This window comes from Pseudomonas sp. BIGb0164, from assembly GCF_024810135.1.
Taxonomy (GTDB): domain Bacteria; phylum Pseudomonadota; class Gammaproteobacteria; order Pseudomonadales; family Pseudomonadaceae; genus Aquipseudomonas.
The window spans coordinates 1-18,456 of the sequence record NZ_JANUEA010000007.1 but is presented as its reverse complement, the minus strand read 5'-3'; the positions used below and the strand labels follow the sequence as shown (position 1 = coordinate 18,456).

Sequence of the window (18,456 nt, the reverse complement as noted above, 5' to 3'; positions counted from 1 at the left end):
CGTGCAGCGCAGTCTCGCCGCCCTCGGCATTGGGCTGCTGGGGGCCCTGTTGTTCTGGTACTCGCTGTACAGCTGGTCGCCGTTCGTGATCACCCCGGCAGATGCCTGGAATGGCCTGGTGCACCAGGGCAGCGTGGGCGGCAACATGGCCTACATCGTTGCGCAGCTGCGCGTGCCGCGCGCGGTGTGCGCAGCGTTGGTCGGCGCCTGCCTGGGCCTGGCCGGCGCCTTGATGCAAGGCATTACCCGCAACCGCCTGGCCTCGCCATCGCTGTTTGGCGTGACGGCCGGCGCGGCGCTCGGCTTGGCGTTGTTTTCCACCGGGTTGGTGGCGCTGCCGTTTGCCGGTGGCGCGCTGTTGATGACCTGCGTGGGCGGTGCGCTGGCCTGGATCACCGTGTTCAGCCTGGGCGGTGCCTGGTCGCCGGCCACGGCGCAAGGGCGGCTGGTATTGGCCGGCGTCGCCGTCGCCGCGTTGTGCGCGGCATTGACCCGCCTCACGGTGATCCTGGTCGAGGCCCAGGCGCAAAGCGTGCTCAACTGGCTGGCCGGTTCCCTGGCCAATGTGGGCGCCGCGCAAGTTCAACTGCTGTGGCCGTGCACCCTGATCGGCGGCCTGTGGGCGCTGTGGTGCGCGCCGCGCTTGAACCTGATCAACCTCGGCGAAGACGCCGCCCGCTCCCTGGGCGTCGGCATCACCAGCCTGCGCCTGCAGGTGTTTGTCGCCAGCCTGTTGCTGGTGGGCGCGAGTGTCTGCGCGGTGGGGCCTATCGGCTTTGTCGGGTTGATTGCACCGAACATCCTTCGCCAGTTCCTGGGCAACGACTACCGCTGGCTGATCCCCCTGAGTGCCGCCTTGGGCGCGGTGATCGTACTGGGCGCCGACCTGCTCAGCCGCGCGGTGGCGTTCCCGGTGGAAACCCCGGCCGGCGTGGTCACTGCGCTGATTGGTGCACCGTTCTTCCTGTTTCTTGCCAGGCGCGCCCTATGACCCGCCCACGATTGCGCCTGTGGGTGCTGCTCGCCTTGTTGTTGCTGGCGACCTTTATCAGCCTCAGCGCCGGCACCTTGTGGCTCAAGCCCTCCACCGTGCTGGAGCGCCTATTGGCCCACGATGCCCTCGACTTCGAAGTGTGGAACCACCGCCTGCCGCGCAGCCTCATTGCGATCCTCGCCGGTGCCGCCTTCGGCCTAGCCGGGGCGATTGTGCAGGGCGTGATCCGCAACCCGCTGGCCTCGCCGGAAATCCTCGGCGTGACCCAGGGCGCAGGGCTCGCGCTGACCGTGGCGATCATCAGTTGGCCGCATTTGCCAATTGCCTGGCTGCCGCTGGTGGCGTGCCTGGGCGGTGCCGGTGGCGCGTTGCTGTTGGCGCTGTACAACACCGGCGTGAGTTTTTCCGGCGTGCGTTTTGCGCTGTCCGGGGTGGCGATTGCGGTGACCTTGTCCAGCGTCACCGAATTTCTGATCCTGTCCCATCCGCTGGACATCAACACCGCCTTGCTCGCACTCACCGGCAGCCTGTGGAGCCGCAACTGGCACCATGTGGCGCTGGTACTGCCGTTCCTGCTGCTGATCCCGTTGGGCCTGTGCCTGGCCAAGCCGCTGAACCTGATCGCCCTGGGCGATGAAGCGGCCCACAGCCTGGGCACGGCGTTACGCCGTACGCGCTGGCTGGCGATGACGTGCGCGGTGCTGCTCACCAGCCTCGGCGTCGGCGTGATCGGGCCGATCGGCTTTATCGGCCTGGTCGCGCCGCATATGGCGCGGCGCCTGGTGGGCGGGCATCACCAATGGCTGTTGCCCGCCGCGATGCTGATCGGCGCGCTGCTGCTGGTGCTGGCCGACACGCTGGGGCGCACGTTGATCGCGCCCAGTGAAATCCCCGCCGGGGTGCTCACGGCGGTGATTGGCGCGCCGTATTTTCTTTGGTTGCTGGCACGGTTCAAGGGCTGATCCCATGAGTATTCTTCAAGCACGACAGCTCGATATCGGCTACGGCGACACCCGCATTGTGCAAGGTCTGTCGTTCACGCCGCCGGCCGGAAAAGTCACCGCGCTGATCGGCCCCAATGGCTGTGGCAAGTCCACTTTGCTCAAGACGTTCGCACGCATCCTCAAACCGAGCGCGGGCGAACTGAGCCTGGACGGCCAGGCCTACGCCAGCCTGTCCTCCCGTCAGTTGGCGCAGCAGATCGCCTTTTTGCCGCAAGTGCTGCCGGTGCCCGAAGGGGTCAGCGTGCGCCAGCTGGTCGCCTACGGCCGCAGCCCGCATAACTCATTGTGGGGGCGTTTGAGCGGTAGCGATCAATCCCATGTTTCGCGCGCCATGCAGCGCCTGGAACTGGAGGTTTTGGCCGACCGCGCGCTGGCGGACCTCTCCGGTGGCCAGCGCCAACGTGCCTGGTTGGCCATGGTGCTGGCGCAGAACGCGCCGGTGGTGTTGCTGGATGAACCCACCACCTACCTCGATATCAGTCATCAGGTAGAGCTGTTGGACTTGATGGGGGAGTTGGCCGCCGAGGGCAAGACGGTGATCACGGTGTTGCACGACATCAACCAGGCCTGCCGTTATGCCGATCACTTGGCGGTGATGCGCAGCGGCAAGTTGGTGGCGGACGGTGCGCCGGGGGCAGTGATCAGTGCCGAGTTGATGCGCCAGGTGTTTGATGTGCAGGTGCAGGTCATCAATGAGCCGGTGTCTGGCACCCCCATGTGCATTGTCGAGAAAAGCACCCGTAATCACGTCTGACTCGGTTCAAAAGTGGGAGCTCAGTGGGATTCAGATCTCCATACGGCCTTGCTGACGTCAATGGCTCTAGGCAGCAAGCGGTTCTGGTAAAACAAATCCGCCGTCGCCTGCTGCGCCTGGATGATCTTCTCGTCAATCGGCAAGATCGGCGACGGCGGGCGGTTATCCATGTAGCGCGCAATCACCTCGGCAGGCAGCCCCATAAAGCGGGTCAGCACGCTCAAGCTGTCTTCGCGCTGGCTGCGGGTCAGCGCTTCAGCCGCCGTCAGTTCACCCAGCAGGTCCTGTACAAACGCACCGTTGGCCTGCGCATAGTCGCGCCGCGCGGTGTACACCGGGCCCGACAACCCCAACCCTTCGCCATTGGCCAGCACGTGGCTGGGGCTCTGGCTCAACGCCAGGGACGAGTAGGGTTCCCAGATCGCCCAGGCATCCACGCTGCCTTGCTCGAACGCCGCGCGCGCATCGGCAGGTGGCAGGTACACCGGCTGAATCTCCTTGTAGCTCAGCCCGGCTTTGTTCAGGGCGCGCAGGATCAGGTTGTGGGAGCTGGAGCCTTTCTGGAACGCAACCTTCTTGCCCTTCAAGTCGGCCACCGAATGCAGCGGGCTGTCGTTGCGCACCAGGATGGTTTCCGCGCTGGGCTTGGGCGGCTCGGCGCCGATGTAGACCAGGTCGGCGCCTGCGGCCTGGGCGAACAAGGGCGGGATATCCCCGGTGGAACCCACGTCCAGCGCGCCGACATTGAGTGCTTCCAGCATCTGCGGGCCGGCGGGGAACTCGACCCATTTGACCTGCGTATGGGGGAAGCGCTTTTCCAGCAGCCCGTGTTCCTTGGCCAGCACCAGGGCGATAGAGCCTTTCTGGTAGCCGATGCGCAGGGTGGCGGGGTCGGCCGCCAGTGCGGTGTGCGTAACGGCCAACAGGGCGAGTAACAGCGCCGGAATTTTCATGCATCGTCCTTTTTGAAGCGGTTTTCGGGGCGCGCCAAACCGAGGTTTTCACGCAAGGTCGTGCCGCTGTATTCAGTGCGGAACAGCCCGCGCCGTTGCAGTTCGGGCACCACCCACTGGGCGAAGTCCTCCAGCCCACCGGGCAGGTGCGGTACCAGGATATTGAAACCATCGGCGGCGCCCTGTTCGAACCAGTGTTGCAGCTCGTCGGCGATCTGCGCAGGCGTGCCGATCAGGCTGTAGTGCCCGCGACCACCGGCAATTCGCCGCCCCAACTGCGCCAGCGTCAGCTGCTCGCGGTTGGCCAGGTCACTGAGCAACTGCTGGCGGCTGCGCTGCCCGCTGTCGGTCAAGGGCAGCTCCGGCAATGGCCCGTCCAGCGGGTAGCCCGACAGGTCGAAGTTACCCAGCATGCGCCCCAACAAGGCGACACCCACCTCGGGCTCGACCAGGTCCTGGAACGCTTCGAACTTGGCCTGTGCCTCGGCCTCGGTCGGCCCGACCACCACAAACACGCCGGGCATGATTTTCAGCGAATCGGGTTCACGTGCGTATCGCTGGAGGCGACCCTTGAGGTCCGCATAAAACGTCTGGGCATTCGCCAGCGACGTCTGTGCGGTAAACACCACCTCGGCCGTCTGCGCCGCCAGTTCGCGGCCCGCCTCGGACGAGCCCGCCTGCACGATCACCGGCTGGCCCTGGGGCGAGCGCGCCACGTTAAGCGGGCCCTTGACGCGAAAATGTTCGCCGACATGCTCCAGCACATGCCGTTTCGCCGGGTCGTAGTAGGTGCCGCTGGCCTTGTCGCGCACAAAGGCGTCGTCTTCCCAGCTGTCCCACAGCCCGGTCACCACCTGATGAAATTCCCGCGCGCGGCTGTAGCGCTCGGCGTGGCCCAGGTGTTCATCGCGGCCGAAATTCTGCGCCTCGGCGGCGTTGTCCGAGGTCACCAGGTTCCAGCCCGCACGCCCACCGGACAGGTGTTCCAGCGAGGCGAATTTACGCGCCACGTGGTAGGGCTCGTTGTAGCTGGTAGTGGCGGTGGCGATCAGGCCGATGTGCTCCGTCACCGCACTGAGCGCCGAGAGCAAGGTCAGCGGCTCAAAATGATCCGAGCGCGCCATATGGCTGGCGATTTCGCCGGTGGCCGCCGCAATGCTGTCGGCCACGAACAGCGTATCGAACCTGGCCGCTTCGGCCACCCGCGCCAGGTGCGTGTAGTGCTTGAAATCCAGCCCGGCGTTCGCCGGCACATCGGCGTGGCGCCAGGCGGCCACGTGGTGCCCGGTGGCCATGAGGAAAGCGCCGAGTTTCAGCTGACGGCTCATGCTTAGAAATCCTTGCGCAGTTGCACGCCGAAGTAACGCTCATCGTCACGGGGCACGGCGCGGTAGATGTAGTTGCCGCCGCTGGCCAGCAGCGGGGAATAGGATTTGTCGGCGAGGTTCTTCGCCAGCAGCGCGACACGCCATCCGTTGCTGTAGTCGGCCAGGGCCACGCTGGCGTTCCAGATGCCGTAGGCGCCCTGCTTGGTGTCGACGTTCTGGCTGATGTCGTACTGCACTTCGCTCTGCCAGCTGTAGTCGGTGCCCAGTTCGATATCCAGGCCGTTATCCAGCGGGATCGTGTAGTCGGCGCGCACGTAGCTTTTCCAGTCGGGGCTGTACGGCAGCGGCTTGCCGTTCACGTTGCAGGTGGCCGCGGCACCCGCTGGGCAGGCGAACTCGTCGATGCGCGCACGGGTGTAGGCCAGGGCGCCAGACAGCTTGAGTTGTTGGGTGGCTTGCAACGCGTAGTCCAACTCGACACCTTCGGTGCTGACGCTGCCGGCATTGATCAGGCGGGTCACCACCTGGCCGGCGACGGTGTCGAAAAAGTTGGCTTGATAGTTGTCGTAATCGCTGTGGAACACCGCGAGGTTGGTGGTCAGGCGGTTGTTCCAGGCGGTGGCCTTGATCCCGGCCTCCCAGGTGTTGGAGGTTTCCGGCTTGAGCGCGTCGGTGTCACGCGGCTGCATGTTGAAGAACACGTTGTACGCCGGGCCTTTGTAGCCACGCGAGTACGTCAGGTAGCTGGTGATGCTGTCGGTGAGGTCGTACTGCACACCGAGGCGGCCGGACCAACCGTCTTCATCCACCGAGCCCGAGCTGGAGGTGGCCGGTTGAATCCCGCTGACCGTGGTGGCCGAGGTCGAGACGCGGCGGTGATCGTATTTGAGGTCGTCATGGGTGTAGCGCAGGCCGGCGATCCCGCGAAAGCGCGAGGTGAAGTTCAGCGTGGTCTCGCCGAACACCGCGTAGCTGTCGTTGGTGGTGCTGTAGTCGGCGATGCCACGGTCGGTGCGTGTGGTGGTGGTGAGTGTGCGTTGGTAGGTTTCTTCGTCCTTGCCATGCATGTAGTACAGGCCGCCGACGTATTCCAGGAACTCACCCTTGGGCGAGGCCAGGCGCAGCTCCTGGGAGTATTGGTTGAAGGCCAGTTGGCCTTTGTCGGCGGTGCCGGGGAACGCAGCGGTCACGGTGCCGAGGCGGTCGCCGTCCTGGTACTGGGTGTTGTCCCAACCCCGCCAGGCGGTGATCGAGGTCAGGGTGTAGTCACCCAGGTTCCAGTCCAGTTGCGCCGACACGCCCTTGTTGGTGTCGTCGACGTACGTGCGGGTGTCGGTGTTGATGTCGCGGTTGTCACCGGTGGCGCGCACCGGGCTCAAGGCGTTGGTAAACGCAGGTGACAGGGACTTGCTCACCACCCCATTCGGCGCGTCGTCGTGGGACTGCATGTAGTCGGCGATCAGGGTCAGTTTCACGTCGTCGTTGGGGGTGAACTCCAGCTTGCCGCGAATACCCTTGTGGTTATAGCCGTTGACCTCCTGGCCGTTGTGATGGTTATCCACGTTACCGTCGTAGCTGCCGAACAGCGTGCTGATCGAGCCTTTGAGCACGTCCGGCACCAGGCTGCCGCCGATGCCGAACCGAGTGCGGCTTTCATTGCCGCTGTAGTAGGACTGGTCGATGTAGCCGTGGGTCTCGGCAGTCGGGGCCTTGCTGGTGATGTTCAGCACACCGGCCGAGGCGTTCTTGCCGAACAGCGTGCCTTGGGGGCCGCGCAGCACTTCGATGCGCTCCAGGTCCAGCAGGTCAAGCGTCGCCTGGCCGGGGCGGGCGTAGACCACGCCGTCGATCACCGTGGCCACGGTCGGCTCAACGCCAGGGGAGGTGGAGATGGTGCCCACGCCGCGCACGAACAACGAGGTGTCCTTGTTGGACGCCCCCGTGCGAAAGTTCAGCGACGGCACCTGCTGCGCGATGCTTGCCACGCCGTTGCGGTTGTCGCGCTCTAGCTGTTCGCCGTCGAGTACCGAAACCGCCACGGGCACTTTTTGCAGTGACTCTTCACGGCGGGTGGCGGTGACCGTCACGGGTTTGAGGGTCGGCTCCGGCTCATCGGCCGCGAAGGCGCCGGAGACGGGCAGGGCGGTCAGCCCGGCCAGGACCAGCAGGTGTGCTCTGGCGTATTGGAAGTTGTGCATGGTGTGCCCGCTCGAAAAAAATGCCCTGAACCGTTGCCGTTCTGCGACGACAACGCCTGTAAATGTGTCTTTGGCATTCGCTTGAGCGAGTAGCAGACAGAACGCTTTGTTAGCGCTAACATCGGCATAGTGGTGGGTCTGATTTAGAGCGTCAAATACTAAAAAATTAGTCCTATATTCTTTTTGGTTTTTAACAGGATCGTCCCTTGAGCGAAGAAAAACCGCGCAAACGCCGTGGCGTCGGGCGTGTCACCTTAAACACCGTGGCGCGTCAGGCGGGCGTGTCGGCGATCACGGTGTCGCGTTATTTCAACCAGCCGGAGCAAGTGTCGCCCGAGCGGCGTGAGCGGATTGCCGAGGTGGTGGCCGAGCTGGGCTATGTGCCCAACCTGGTCGCGGGCGGCTTGGCGTCGGCGCGTGGGCGGATCGTGGCGATGGTGATCCCGAACATCTCGGGGCCGATCTTTGCCAATACCATCCAGGGCTTCAGCGACACCCTCAGCCGCCACGGTTACCAACTGCTGTTGGCGTCGAGCTACTTCAGCGCCGAACAGGAAGAAAGCGCGGTGCGTGCCTTCCTCGGCTGGTCGCCCGCAGCGCTGGTGCTCACCAGCCGATTCCACAGCGCGGGCACCGAAAAAATGATCGCCGACGCGGATATCCCGGTGGTCGAAACCTGGGACTACGTGCCCGAGCGCGAGCCCTTGCAGATCGGTTTTTCCCATTACCAGGTGGGCGTCACGGCGGCGCGCTACCTGCACGGCAAGGGCTACCGGCGTATTGCGTTTGTCCAGAACAGTGCGGCGGGCGACTTCAGCGCGTTGGAGCGGCGCGATGGGTTTACCGCCACCCTGGTTGAACTCGATATGCAGCCCTGGGTGTTCGCCCCGGACGCCGATCGCGCGCCCTTCGAGGCGGGCAAGCAGGCAATGGACGTGCTGATGGGCCACGCCAACCCGCCTGACGCGATCTTCTTCGCCAATGACAACCTCGCCGCAGGTGGCTTGCTTGCCGGGCAGCGTGCCGGGCTCAAGATCCCGCACGACTGCGCCGTGCTGGGTTTCGGTGATTACCCGTTCGCCGAAATGTTGCTGCCGAGCCTGAGCACAATCAAACCGCCAGCCCTGGAGATCGGCGTATTAGCGGCCACGCGCGTACTTGAAAGTTTGGGTGTTTTGCCCTGTGATGACCAAGTTAAGCGCTTGAATCTATTAGCCTGCCATTTGATAGAACGCGAGAGCGCTTAATCAACTAACCCGACCTGTAGTGAGCGGGCTTGCCCCGCGCCGCGGTGTGTCAGGAAAAGTTGAGGCGTCAGGTCTCCCGCAGCACAGCCCAAGCCCAACAACCACAAGGCCTGCGCCAGGGCTGTCAGGGAAATCCGGGACAGATGATGGCCATTCATTTCAGTTTGTTTCCCCATCTCAGGAACTAGCGTTGCAACTTCCAGTCGATTAACCCGGCCAACTTTGTCTCCGGGCGTGGCTAACTAATGGCACTTATCAGTAGTTCCAAATAGCCATACTTTCTCGCAACCAGACAACCAACATTATGTCGTCAGCCCTTATCGATGCCTGCCACCTGCAGATACCGCACACCGATCAAGTGTGCGCGTGGCTGAGGCAGCACGCCGGGTTGAAAACCGTCGACCTGGAGCGTGCCCAGCGCCTGTCCACAGACGCCAGCGACCTGCTGGGCCTGCTGACACGCCTGGGCCTGGTGTCCGAGATCGAACTAGCCAGCGCCTGGGCCCACCTGCTGGACGCGCCGCTGTTGTTGGCGGATACCGCGCCCCCGCTGCTCGACCCATTGCCCCCACTCACCGAACGCTTCATGCGCCACTACCAAGTGGTGCCCATGGGCTGGAGTGCAGCCGGCCTGCACGTACTGGCCGCTCACCCGGCGCAGCATTATGCCTTCCAGGCGTTGGCCTACGCCTGCCAGGTGCCGGTGTGGCTGGCCGTCGGCCCGCGCACCGAAGTCGACACGCTGATCGAACGCTATTACGGCCAGGGCCGTTCGGCCATGGGCACCCTGATTGAGAACCTCGATGAGCGCAGCGGTGCGCTGGAAGACATCGAACACCTCAAGGACATGGCCTCCGAAGCCCCGGTGATTCGCCTGGTCAACCTGATCCTCCAGCGCGCCGTGGAACAACGCGCCTCAGACATCCACATCGAACCCTTCGAAAACCAGCTCAAGGTGCGCTACCGCATCGACGGCGTGCTGCATGAGGCGGAGGCGCCACCGGCCAGCTCGTCGGCGGCGGTGATCTCGCGGGTGAAGATCATGGCGCGCTTGGACATTGCCGAACGCCGGCTGCCCCAGGACGGGCGCATCATGCTGCGCATCCAGGGCAAGGCGCTGGACCTGCGGGTGTCCACCGTGCCCACCAGTTTTGGCGAGTCGGTGGTGATGCGCCTGCTTGATCGCCAGACCGTGCAGTTCGATTTCCAGCACCTGGGTTTCGACGGCCAGCGCCTGGCGGCCTTCCTCGACTTGCTGGAACGGCCCCACGGCATCCTGCTGGTGACCGGCCCCACCGGCTCGGGCAAGACCACCACGCTGTACACCGCGTTGTCGCGGCTCAACACCGCCGAGCGCAAGATCATCACCGTGGAAGACCCGGTGGAATACCAGCTCGAAGGCATCAACCAGATCCAGGTCAAGCCCGCCATCGGCCTGGATTTCGCCGGGGCGTTGCGCTCCATCGTGCGCCAGGACCCGGACGTGATCATGATCGGCGAAATCCGCGACCTGGAAACCTGCCGCATCGCCATCCAGTCGTCCCTCACCGGCCACCTTGTGCTCTCCACCCTGCACACCAACAGCGCCGCCGCCAGCATTACCCGCCTGCTCGACATGGGTGTGGAAAGCTACCTGATCGCATCGACCGTCAGCGGCATCCTCGCGCAACGCCTGGTGCGACGCCTGGACCCGGCCACGCGCACGGCGTTCGAAGCGCCCCCGGAACTGATCGCAGAACACGGCCTGGACCGCCTGACCGACACCCGCCCGATCCTGCTTTACCGGGGCCGTTATGAAGGCCGCAGCGCCCTCACCGAATTGTTGGTGATGAACGACGAATTGCGCAGCCTGCTGATGCGTCATGCCGACGCCGCCACCCTGGAGCAGGCTGCACGTCGCGCCGGTTTGCGCACCTTGCATGAAGAAGGTTTGCGCCAGGCGCTGGCGGGCGTCACGTCACTGGAAGAAGTGTTGCGCGTCACCCGGGGAGAGGGCGCGTGAGCCTGTTCAAGTTCCGTGCCCTGGATAGCCAAGGGGCCGCTCACAACGGCACGCTTGAAGCCAAGGACCAGACTGCCGCTGTTGCCCTCTTGCACAAACGCGGCCTGCTGTTGCTACAGATCGAGTCGGCGGGCGGCCTCAGGTCGAACGCCACGCGCGGGCAGTTGAAGGGTGCCGCCCTGGTGAGTTTCACCCAGCAATTGGCGACGCTGCTGGGCGCCGGCCAGCCCCTTGAGCGCTCGCTGGGCCTGCTGCTCAAACAACCCGGCCAGTCTCAAGTGCGAGCATTGGTCGAGCGCATCCGCGATCAGGTCAAGGCCGGCCAGCCGTTGTCTGCGGCACTGGAGGCGGAGGGCGGCTTCTCGCCGCTGTACGTGAGCATGGTGCGCGCCGGTGAAGCCGGTGGTGCGCTGGAAGGCACCTTGCGCCAGCTCAGCGACTACCTGGAACGCAGCCAGTTGCTGCGCGGCGAGGTCATCAATGCGCTGATCTACCCGGCCTTTCTGGTGGTCGGCGTGCTGGGGTCCCTGGCGCTGTTGCTGGCGTATGTGGTGCCGCAGTTCGTGCCGATTTTCGAGGACCTCGGCGTGCCGATTCCCCTGATCACCGAGGCGATCCTTGCGCTCGGCGAGTTCCTCAGCCGCTATGGCTGGGCGGTGCTGGCCGGGTTGCTGGTGATTGCCTGGGGGCTCGCCGCTCGCCTGCGCGATCCCCGGCACCGGGAAGCGTTCGACCGGCGCCTGCTCGGTGTGCGCCTGATTGGCCCGCTGTTGCAACGGGTCGAAGCCGCCCGGTTGGCGCGCACCCTCGGCACCCTGCTGAGCAACGGGGTGGCGTTGCTGCAAGCCCTGGTGATTGCCCGGCAAGTCTGCAGCAACCGTGCGTTGCAGGCGCAAGTCGCGGTCGCGGCCGAGTCGGTCAAGGGCGGTGGCACCCTGGGTGCGGCCTTTGGCACTCAACCCCTGTTGCCCGACCTCGCCCTGCAAATGATTGACGTCGGCGAACAGGCCGGGGAACTGGACAGCATGCTGCTCAAGGTCGCTGACATTTTCGACGTCGAAGCCAAGCGCGGCATCGACCGCCTGCTCGCTGCCCTGGTGCCGTCGCTGACCGTGGTCATGGCCGTGCTGGTGGCGGTGATCATGCTCGCGATCATGCTGCCGCTGATGAGCCTCACCAGCCATTTATGAAGGAGCAGACCCCATGAAGACTTCACGCCGCCAAGGCGGTTTTACCTTGCTCGAAATGCTCGCGGTGATCGTGCTGTTGGGCATCGTCGCGACCATTGTGGTGCGCCAGGTCGGCGGCAATGTGGACAAGGGCAAGTACGGTGCCGGCAAGGCCCAGCTCGCCAGCCTGAGCATGAAGATCGACAGCTATGCGCTGGACGTCGGCTCGCCGCCCGGCACCCTGCAACAGCTGGTGGACAAGCCCGGTGGCTACGCTAAGCCTTCGGACCTCAAGGACCCCTTCGGGCACGCCTTCGGCTATCGCTTCCCGGGTGAACACGGGCCTTTCGACCTGATCTTCTACGGCCGCGACGGTCAACCCGGTGGCGAAGGCTACGACGCCGACCTGGGCAACTGGGAATAACCGGGCCATGGCCCAGCGCGGCTTTACCTTGTTGGAGATGCTGGTGGTCATCCTGTTGATCAGCCTCGCCGCCAGCTTGCTCGGCCTGGGTGTGCGTCAGGGACTGCAGGTCGCCAAGGAGCGCCGAGCCGTCGGGCAGATGGTGGAAGCGTTGCGTGCCACCCGGGCCGGAGCAATTATCGGCGGCCAGGCGGCGCGCACCGAGTTTGACCTGCCCGCCAGGACGTTCCAGGCACCGGGACGTGCGCGGCAGCAATGGCCCGAGCCATTAAAGGTGACCTTGCACACGGCCGAGCAGGTGGGGCCGGCTGTCGAGTTCTACCCCGACGGCAGCTCCACCGGGGGCAACCTCCTGCTGGCCAGCGGCACCCGGCGTTGGCGCATCGACATCGGCTGGCTCACCGGCAGCGTGCAGTCAAAGGCCCTGCCATGAAGCGCCAGGCCGGTTTCACCCTGCTGGAAATGCTCGCCGCACTGACGCTGATGGCGGTGTGCAGCAGCGTGTTGCTGGTGGCGTTCGGGCAGAGCGCGCGCTCGCTCTCCCAGGTGGCCCACAGTGATCGGCTCACGCACGCCGCGCTGTCGATTTTCGATCAGGAGGCGGCGGGGCCGTTGAGTGTCGGCGTGCGCCAGGGTGAGCTGGATGGCATTCACTGGCAACTGAACTGCACCCGCCAGCAACCCCAGGTGTTTCGCCTCGACCTGAGCCTCAGTGAGGGCCCGCACCAGGCCCGTTTCAGCACCTTGAAGGCGCGCCTGTGAAGCGCCGCGAGCAAGGCTTCACGCTGCTGGAGATCCTGGTGGTGCTCAGTCTGCTCGCCGTGTTGCTGGTGCTGGTGGGTGGGGCATTGCTGGGGGCTAATCGTGCGGTGTCCAAGGCCCAGCGTTACACGATGAGCCTGGACGAAGTGCGCGCCGCCCAGCAGTTCCTGCGCACGGCAATCGGCGAAGCGCTGCCGTTGAGTGGGGTGGACGAGGCGGCTGTAACGGAAGGTTTTTTTGTTGGTGCGCCCGAGCATGTGCAGTTTGTCTCGACCTTGCCTGGGGTACTGGGTGGCGGGATTCAGCGCTTCACCCTGCAACGGGTCGAGCAGACGTTGCAGGTGGCGTTTCCTGGCCGCGAACCCCAGGTGTTGCTGCATGACCTCGACAGCCTGCAAATGAGTTATCGCGGCGTCTCCCCGTTGGGCCAGGCCACCGGCTGGCTCGATGCGTGGCCGTGGCCCAGGCGCTTGCCCTACGCGGTGCGCATCGCGGCCCAGCTCAACGGGCCGGTGCCCTGGGTGACCCAAGTGATTGCCCTGCGCTTGGACCTGGCCAGCGGGGCGGCGGGAGAATGAAGCGTCAGCGCGGTGCGGCCCTGCTGCTGGTGCTGTGGGTGCTGGCGTTGCTCAGTGTGTTGCTGGGCGGGCTGGTGGGTTGGGTGCAACTGGAAAGCCGCCAGGCCCTGTGGTTTCGTCAACATACCCAGACCGTCCTGGCCGCCGAAGCCGGCATCGCCCTGGCCATGACTGACCCGCGCCGGGTGGCCGATGGCCGTGAGATCGGCCTGACGTTCGACGACGCCCACCTGCACGTCAGCCTGCGCAGCGAGCGCGGCAAGTTGTACCTGGTCAACGCCGAGGCGGATGACTTCATGCGCCTGGCCCTGGCGTGCGGGGCCAGCCAGGCCCAGGCGAGCGCGTTGGCCAAGGCCCTAGAAACCCGCCGCAGCAGGGGCCTGGCGCCGTTCCGCGTACTGGAAGAAGTGCGCCAGCTGCCGGGCATGACGCAAGTGCTCTACAGCCAACTGCTGCCTGAAATCACCTTGTGGAGCGACCTGGATCGCCCCGACGCGGCTTTTGCCAGCCCGCTGATGCGCAAGGCTCTCAACCTGCCGCAACAGAAGGCCGAGGGCGCCGACCCTGGCCTGGTGCTGCAGGTCGACAGCCGCGCCGAGCGCCCGGGCGGGTATCAGGCGCGCGTGCAAGCCACCGTTTTATTGAGCCCATCGGAGGACAGCGCACAACCCTATCGGGTAGTGCGGTGGCAAGAATGAATCGACTGGAACCCATCGCCCGACATTGGCGCGGCAGCCTGTTGCAACAGGGCTGGCGCCTCTGGCTGGCTGAATTGCGCGGCTGTGTGCCGGGCTGGCTGGCCCTTCACGAGCCGCCCGAGCAACGTCATCACTGGCCGTTGAGCGAGCCGGTTGCGCCGGGCAACACGCGCCAGGTGCTGGTGTTGGCCACCGACGCCGTGTTGCTGCAAACCGTGCAGTTGCCCCTGGCGGCGGCGCGCAACCTCACCGCCGTGGTGGGCTATGAGCTGGACCGCTACACCCCGTTCAACGCCGACCAACTGTACTTCGTCGCGCAGCCGCTGCGCCGCGCACCCGCCCACCTGGAGGTGCGGCTGGTGGCGATCCTGCGCGAGCACCTCGACCAGATTCTTGCTGACTGCACTGCCCTTGGCCTGCAGCCCCACCGCGTGGAAGTGGGCGACCTCGGTGTCGACTTGCTGCCCGCGCCGTTGCGACCGCGCCAGCACCCACCGGGCAAGGGCTTGCAGCGCAGCCTGCCGTGGCTGTGCGGGGCCTTGCTGATCGCGGCGATGCTGCTGTGGCTCAACGATCGCCAGCGCGTGCTCGACGTCATGCAGGCCAGCGTCCAGCAACAGAAAGCCCAGGTCGCCGAGGTGCACGCCCTGCGCCAGCAACTGCTCAACACCCGTGGCGCGGCGCAGTACCTCACCCGCCGCAAACTGGCGCAGCCCCCGCTGGCCGCGCTGCTCAATGACCTGACCACTTGCTTGCCGGCCGACACCTGGATCGACCAGTTGGACGTGAAAGACGGAGAAGTCTCGTTCTCTGGGCAAAGCGCCAAGGCCAGCGGCCTGATCACCCGGATCAAAGGCTGCCATCGCCTGGAAAACGCCCAGTTTGAAGGGGTGATTCAACCGGATGCGCGCACCGGCAAGGACCAGTTTGCCTTGCGCGCCCACCTGCGCCAGGAGGTGGCCGATGCGCCGACCCCTCACACCCCGTGAACGTCGTGGTTCGGCGTTGCTGATCCTGGCGCTCGTGGTGGGCGCCGCCTACTGGCTGTTGATCGACAGTTGGTTCGCCGGGCCATTGCGCGAGATGGGCGAGCGCGCCGATCAGCTGCGCGAGCAGCAGCAACGCTATGCCGGCGTGCTGCGCCAGGGCGATGCGCTGCGCGCGCAATTGCAGCAGGCGCGCGAGGACCCGGCCAGCAGCACCAGCCTGTTGCCGGGGGACGATCCCGACGTGGTCGCCGCCGACCTGATGCAACGCCTCGCCGACCTGATCAACAGCTATGCCGACCTCGGCGGCGGCTGTCGCCTGACCCAGCGCAAACCCATCACCCCGGAGCAGGATGACGGCGAGCCGTACCGCCAGGTCAAGGTCAGCCTTACGCTGAACTGCGCCATCGAACCCTTGGAGGCGCTGTTGCATGAACTCGAATACCAGCCACCGTTTCTGTTCGTCGATGAGTTGCGTATCCGCCGCAGCCAGCAGGCCCCGGCCAGTGGCGGTGCGGGGCAACTGGTGGTGCACCTGCTGGTGCGCGGTTACCTGCAACCGGCGCGGGTGACGCCATGACGAGCGTACTGCGGCCCCTGGAATGGGGCCTGCTCGGCCTGGCCGGGTTGCTGGGTGTGTTGATGGCGGTAATCCTCAGCAGCATCGGCGACGAGCCGCAGTGGCTGCCGGAACCCAGCGCCCCGGCCCAGCCTTCGAGCCGTGTGCAAACAGCCCCGAGTATCGCGCTGCAAGACCTGGCCGCCACTTGGCAAACCCCGCTGTTCAGCCCTGATCGCAGCCCCGACCGTGTAGTGGGCAAGGCCCAGGTGTCGAGCCTGGCCAACCTCACCCTCAGCGGGATCATGATCACCGGCAACCTGCAGATGGCGATGCTCAAACCGGCCAGTGGCGCGCCCCTCACGGTGCGCCTGGGCCAGACGCTGCCCAACGGCTGGCGCCTGGAACACCTCACCCCGCAATACGCCCGATTCAGCCTGGACGGCCGCACCCAGACCTTGAGCCTCTACGCCAAGCGTTTGCCACCGCCGTCCAGCCGCCCCCCGATGACTTTGCCCCGCGAGCCTCTCCCTTGATTGATATGCGCACCTCAACGTTTTGCCTGGCCACCGCTCTTGCCTTGGGCGGCTGCGGCTCCTTTCCAGACCGCGCCGACCCGGATGAGGACCTGATGCACGAAGCCCTGCAGGGCACCGGCACACAACGCCCGCCGCTCGAGCAGTCGGCGGCCGAAAGCCCGCAGCCGTCGATAAAAACGCCACCGCAGCGCCAACTGATTCGCGGCAGCCAACAGTTCGTGCGTGCACCCGGTGCGGCACCGAGCGCACAGGAGGAGGGCGGCGACATCGTGTTCAACTTTGCCGACCAGCCCATTGAAGCCGTGATCAACAGCGTGATGGGCGACCTGCTGCACGAGAACTACAGCATCGCCCAGGGCGTGAAGGGCAGCGTGAGTTTTTCCACCTCCAAGCCGGTGAGCAAGCAGCAGGCGCTGTCGATCCTCGAGACCCTGCTGTCCTGGACCGACAACGCCATGATCCGCCAGGGTTCGCGCTACGTGATCCTGCCGGCCAACGAGGCCGTGGCCGGCAAACTGGTGCCGCAGATGCGCGTGGCCCAGCCGCCCAGCGGGCTCTCGGCACGGTTGTTCCCGCTGCGCTATATCTCGGCCACCGAGATGCAAAAACTGCTCAAGCCTTTCGCCCGCGAGAATGCATTCCTGCTGGTGGACCCTGCGCGCAATGTGCTGAGCCTGGCCGGTACGCCGGATGAACTGGCCAACTACCAGGACACCATCGACACCTTTGACGTGGACTGGCTCAAAGGCATGTCGGTGGGCGTGTTTGGCCTGCAACGCGCGTCGGTGGCCGAGTTGATGCCTGAGCTGCAACACCTGTTCGGCCCCGACAGCGGCATGCCCTTGGCGGGCATGTTGCGGTTCCTGCCGATCGAACGCACTAACTCGGTGGTAGCAATTTCGTCCCAGCCGCAGTACCTGAGCGAAGTGGGGGATTGGATTCGCACCATCGACGAAGGCGGCGGCAACGAGCCGCAGATGTATGTCTACGACGTGCGCAACATGAAAGCCGCCGACCTGGCCAAGTACCTGCGGCAGATCTACGGCACCGGTGCGATCAAGGACGACACGCCGGCCAAGGTGGCGCCGGGGTTGCGCACCACCACCCTGGCCTCGCCCGGCATGGGTGGCTTGCAGAACACACCCCCAGTGCCAGATGAGCCGGAACCTGCGCCCGAAGAAAAGACCGTCGCCCCCAGCAGCGACCTTGAAGCCGGCACACGGATCACCGCACAACAGAGCAGCAATCAACTGCTGGTGCGCACACGCCCGGCGCAATGGAAGGAGATCGAAGCGGCAATCAAACGGCTCGACAACCCGCCACTGCAGGTGCAGATCGAGACGCGCATCCTGGAGGTGAAACTGAGCGGCGAACTGGACCTGGGCGTGCAGTGGTACCTGGGGCGCCTGGCGGGTAATTCGGCCAGCACCACGGTGGCCAACGCCTCCGGCAGCCAGGGCGCACTGGGCGGTGGCGGGGCAGGGTTGGGGGCGACGGACTCGTTGTTCTATTCGTTTGTCAGCTCCAACCTGCAAGTGGCGCTGCATGCCCTGGAAAAGAACGGGCGCACCCAGGTGCTGTCGGCGCCGTCGCTGGTGGTGATGAACAACCAGCCGGCGCAGATCCAGGTGGGGGACAACATTCCCATCAGCCAGACCACTGTGAATACCGGTGTGTCGGACACCACGTTGAGCAGTGTGGAGTATGTGCAGACGGGGGTGATCCTGGACGTGGTGCCACGGATCAACCCGGGTGGGTTGGTGTACATGGACATTCAGCAGCAGGTCAGCGATGCGCAGGATACGGCGGCTAACAGCGATACGCCGGTGAACCCGCGGATCTCGACGCGCTCGGTGTCGACCCAGGTGGCGGTGCAGAGTGGGCAGACGGTGTTGCTGGGGGGGTTGATCAAGCAGGACAACGCCGAGGGGGTGAGTGCGGTGCCCTATTTGGGGAAGATCCCGGGGTTGCGCTGGTTGTTTGGGAGTACCAGCAAGTCCAAGGCGCGCACGGAGTTGATTGTGTTGATTACGCCTCGGGTGGTGACCAACAGTGGGCAGGCGCGGCAGGTGACGGATGATTATCGGGAGCAGATGCGGTTGTTGCGGCCCTCTTTGGACCGGTAGATCGGGGGGCATATCCGTTATTTGGGTGATGACTGATATTGGTTCCGCCCTTACGGCGGGTCACTTTTGGAAAGAGCCCAAAAGTAACCAAAAGGCTCTTGCCCCAACACTCGGCACCTCGCCTAGGCTCGGTGT

The 18,456-nt window shown here is 65.1% G+C and carries 18 protein-coding genes; 15 read left to right on the top strand and 3 right to left on the bottom strand.

Translation table 11 applies throughout. The annotated features are described in order from the left end of the window. Window position 1: 1 nt before the first annotated feature. The 3 genes from fecC to fecE are packed head-to-tail and all read left to right on the top strand — an operon-like array spanning window position 2 to window position 2,752. Window positions 2–991 (top strand): iron-dicitrate ABC transporter permease FecC, encoded by a 990-nt coding sequence (gene fecC, locus M2394_RS18825; protein ID WP_178925231.1) that lies wholly within the window; start codon window positions 2–4, stop codon window positions 989–991. Next, window positions 988–1,956 carry an iron chelate uptake ABC transporter family permease subunit gene (locus tag M2394_RS18820; RefSeq protein ID WP_259173506.1) on the top strand — a complete coding sequence of 323 codons (969 nt, stop codon included), beginning with the start codon at window positions 988–990 and terminating at the stop codon, window positions 1,954–1,956. The genes fecC and M2394_RS18820 overlap by 4 nt, the downstream gene beginning before the upstream one ends. A 4-nt stretch (window positions 1,957–1,960) precedes the next feature. Beyond that, window positions 1,961–2,752 carry a Fe(3+) dicitrate ABC transporter ATP-binding protein FecE gene (gene fecE, locus M2394_RS18815; RefSeq protein WP_259173505.1) on the top strand — a complete coding sequence of 264 codons (792 nt, stop codon included), beginning with the start codon at window positions 1,961–1,963 and terminating at the stop codon, window positions 2,750–2,752. 20 nt (window positions 2,753–2,772) lie between these two features. Here the strand turns inward: fecE and M2394_RS18810 are convergent, their stop codons facing one another. From M2394_RS18810 to M2394_RS18800, 3 genes are read right to left on the bottom strand one after another with little or no spacing between them, the layout of a single operon-like run. Next, on the bottom strand, window positions 2,773–3,705 hold the full coding sequence (locus tag M2394_RS18810; protein WP_259173504.1) for a sulfonate ABC transporter substrate-binding protein: 933 nt from the start codon (window positions 3,703–3,705) through the stop codon (window positions 2,773–2,775). Continuing rightward, window positions 3,702–5,033, bottom strand: coding sequence for an LLM class flavin-dependent oxidoreductase (locus tag M2394_RS18805; RefSeq protein WP_259173503.1), 1,332 nt, complete (start codon window positions 5,031–5,033; stop codon window positions 3,702–3,704). The genes M2394_RS18810 and M2394_RS18805 overlap by 4 nt, the downstream gene beginning before the upstream one ends. Before the next feature lie 2 nt (window positions 5,034–5,035). Further along, window positions 5,036–7,231, bottom strand: coding sequence for a TonB-dependent receptor (locus M2394_RS18800; RefSeq protein WP_259173502.1), 2,196 nt, complete (start codon window positions 7,229–7,231; stop codon window positions 5,036–5,038). A 206-nt stretch (window positions 7,232–7,437) separates the two neighbouring features. On the opposite strand from M2394_RS18800, the gene M2394_RS18795 reads away from it, so the two are divergent. The 12 genes from M2394_RS18795 (at window position 7,438) to gspD (ending at window position 18,321) form a co-directional block, all read left to right on the top strand. Beyond that, window positions 7,438–8,478, top strand: coding sequence for a LacI family DNA-binding transcriptional regulator (locus M2394_RS18795; RefSeq protein ID WP_259173501.1), 1,041 nt, complete (start codon window positions 7,438–7,440; stop codon window positions 8,476–8,478). Between the two features lie 304 nt (window positions 8,479–8,782). Further along, on the top strand, window positions 8,783–10,480 hold the full coding sequence (gene gspE, locus M2394_RS18790) for a type II secretion system ATPase GspE (protein WP_259173500.1): 1,698 nt from the start codon (window positions 8,783–8,785) through the stop codon (window positions 10,478–10,480). Further along, a complete protein-coding gene (gspF, locus tag M2394_RS18785) occupies window positions 10,477–11,670 on the top strand; it encodes a type II secretion system inner membrane protein GspF (protein ID WP_259173499.1) in 1,194 nt (397 codons plus the stop codon). The genes gspE and gspF overlap by 4 nt, the downstream gene beginning before the upstream one ends. A gap of 13 nt (window positions 11,671–11,683) precedes the next feature. Beyond that, window positions 11,684–12,073 carry a type II secretion system major pseudopilin GspG gene (gene gspG / locus M2394_RS18780; RefSeq protein WP_178925249.1) on the top strand — a complete coding sequence of 130 codons (390 nt, stop codon included), beginning with the start codon at window positions 11,684–11,686 and terminating at the stop codon, window positions 12,071–12,073. Window positions 12,074–12,080: 7 nt separating this feature from the next. Next, a complete protein-coding gene (locus tag M2394_RS18775; RefSeq protein ID WP_259173498.1) occupies window positions 12,081–12,506 on the top strand; it encodes a Tfp pilus assembly protein FimT/FimU in 426 nt (141 codons plus the stop codon). Next, window positions 12,503–12,835 carry a type II secretion system protein gene (locus M2394_RS18770; RefSeq protein ID WP_259173497.1) on the top strand — a complete coding sequence of 111 codons (333 nt, stop codon included), beginning with the start codon at window positions 12,503–12,505 and terminating at the stop codon, window positions 12,833–12,835. Before M2394_RS18775 ends, M2394_RS18770 begins: the two co-directional genes overlap by 4 nt. Beyond that, window positions 12,832–13,413, top strand: a complete 582-nt coding sequence (locus M2394_RS18765) for a prepilin-type N-terminal cleavage/methylation domain-containing protein (RefSeq protein ID WP_259173496.1) — start codon at window positions 12,832–12,834, stop codon at window positions 13,411–13,413. Before M2394_RS18770 ends, M2394_RS18765 begins: the two co-directional genes overlap by 4 nt. Then, window positions 13,410–14,111 (top strand): general secretion pathway protein GspK, encoded by a 702-nt coding sequence (locus M2394_RS18760; RefSeq protein ID WP_259173495.1) that lies wholly within the window; start codon window positions 13,410–13,412, stop codon window positions 14,109–14,111. Before M2394_RS18765 ends, M2394_RS18760 begins: the two co-directional genes overlap by 4 nt. Further along, complete coding sequence (locus M2394_RS18755) at window positions 14,108–15,100, top strand: PilN domain-containing protein (protein ID WP_259173494.1); 993 nt, start codon at window positions 14,108–14,110, stop codon at window positions 15,098–15,100. The genes M2394_RS18760 and M2394_RS18755 overlap by 4 nt, the downstream gene beginning before the upstream one ends. Beyond that, complete coding sequence (gene gspM, locus M2394_RS18750; protein ID WP_178925261.1) at window positions 15,075–15,677, top strand: type II secretion system protein GspM; 603 nt, start codon at window positions 15,075–15,077, stop codon at window positions 15,675–15,677. The genes M2394_RS18755 and gspM overlap by 26 nt, the downstream gene beginning before the upstream one ends. Next, complete coding sequence (locus M2394_RS18745) at window positions 15,674–16,192, top strand: general secretion pathway protein GspN (protein ID WP_178925263.1); 519 nt, start codon at window positions 15,674–15,676, stop codon at window positions 16,190–16,192. The genes gspM and M2394_RS18745 overlap by 4 nt, the downstream gene beginning before the upstream one ends. Window positions 16,193–16,197: 5 nt before the next feature. Then, the gene (gene gspD / locus M2394_RS18740) at window positions 16,198–18,321 is read left to right on the top strand and encodes a type II secretion system secretin GspD (protein ID WP_259173493.1); all 2,124 of its coding nucleotides are present in this window, start codon (window positions 16,198–16,200) and stop codon (window positions 18,319–18,321) included. The last annotated feature ends 135 nt before the right edge of the window (window positions 18,322–18,456 follow it).

Bases quoted from the DNA above. Each gene is read 5' to 3' on its own strand.
- M2394_RS18820 (WP_259173506.1), top strand. From the start codon at position 988: ATGACCCGCCCACGATTGCGCCTGTGGGTGCTGCTCGCCTTGTTGTTG.
- fecE (WP_259173505.1), top strand. From the start codon at position 1,961: ATGAGTATTCTTCAAGCACGACAGCTCGATATCGGCTACGGCGACACC.
- M2394_RS18810 (WP_259173504.1), bottom strand. From the start codon at position 3,705: ATGAAAATTCCGGCGCTGTTACTCGCCCTGTTGGCCGTTACGCACACC.
- M2394_RS18805 (WP_259173503.1), bottom strand. From the start codon at position 5,033: ATGAGCCGTCAGCTGAAACTCGGCGCTTTCCTCATGGCCACCGGGCAC.
- M2394_RS18800 (WP_259173502.1), bottom strand. From the start codon at position 7,231: ATGCACAACTTCCAATACGCCAGAGCACACCTGCTGGTCCTGGCCGGG.
- gspE (WP_259173500.1), top strand. From the start codon at position 8,783: ATGTCGTCAGCCCTTATCGATGCCTGCCACCTGCAGATACCGCACACC.
- gspG (WP_178925249.1), top strand. From the start codon at position 11,684: ATGAAGACTTCACGCCGCCAAGGCGGTTTTACCTTGCTCGAAATGCTC.
- M2394_RS18775 (WP_259173498.1), top strand. From the start codon at position 12,081: ATGGCCCAGCGCGGCTTTACCTTGTTGGAGATGCTGGTGGTCATCCTG.
- M2394_RS18770 (WP_259173497.1), top strand. From the start codon at position 12,503: ATGAAGCGCCAGGCCGGTTTCACCCTGCTGGAAATGCTCGCCGCACTG.
- M2394_RS18760 (WP_259173495.1), top strand. From the start codon at position 13,410: ATGAAGCGTCAGCGCGGTGCGGCCCTGCTGCTGGTGCTGTGGGTGCTG.
- M2394_RS18755 (WP_259173494.1), top strand. From the start codon at position 14,108: ATGAATCGACTGGAACCCATCGCCCGACATTGGCGCGGCAGCCTGTTG.
- gspM (WP_178925261.1), top strand. From the start codon at position 15,075: ATGCGCCGACCCCTCACACCCCGTGAACGTCGTGGTTCGGCGTTGCTG.
- M2394_RS18745 (WP_178925263.1), top strand. From the start codon at position 15,674: ATGACGAGCGTACTGCGGCCCCTGGAATGGGGCCTGCTCGGCCTGGCC.
- gspD (WP_259173493.1), top strand. From the start codon at position 16,198: ATGCGCACCTCAACGTTTTGCCTGGCCACCGCTCTTGCCTTGGGCGGC.